We start from the raw sequence: 507 nt of genomic DNA, 5'->3' as shown, positions 1-507 counted from the left end.
CTCGCACGCAGGTTGAATGAGGACTTATCAGCAACATGCCGGACTCAATTTTGGAAAAATCTAACACGTCGTTAATCAGGCTGAGCAGCAATTGGGAAGACGTCTCTATTGTGTCGACGTAATCTCGCTGTGTAGCCGTCAACGGGGTGTCTGCCAGCACTTCAGAAATACCTATCACACCGTTGAGCGGAGTACGAATCTCGTGCGACATGTTCGCTAGGAAGCTACTTTTCGCTTTGCTGGCTTCAATCGCGTCGTCTTTGGCGCGCTCGGCATCTTCTTTGGCTTTGGTGAGTTTCTGCTTTGCTTGCTCTCTCTCATGACTGAGTTTTTCCACTTCTTGAGCAAACTTGCTTAACTCATCTTTGCCTTTGATGAGCTCAGAAAGTGGTGAGTCTTCGCTGTAATTTTCGCGGCTTAAAAATTCAAGAACAAGATGCAGGTTGTTGGTCACTTTTCGCACCAAGCGAATGGTTAAACTGATAACAAGAATCGTCACCAACGACA

General features: G+C 46.7%; 1 protein-coding gene. It reads right to left on the bottom strand.

The window, feature by feature from the left end:
- Window positions 1-507: histidine kinase dimerization/phospho-acceptor domain-containing protein (locus R7Q48_RS31470; protein ID WP_318134397.1), on the bottom strand; the 507-nt coding region annotated here is incomplete at both ends.

It is taken from the genome of Vibrio sp. 378 (assembly GCF_033339435.1).
This window is presented reverse-complemented; position numbering and strand designations above follow the sequence as displayed.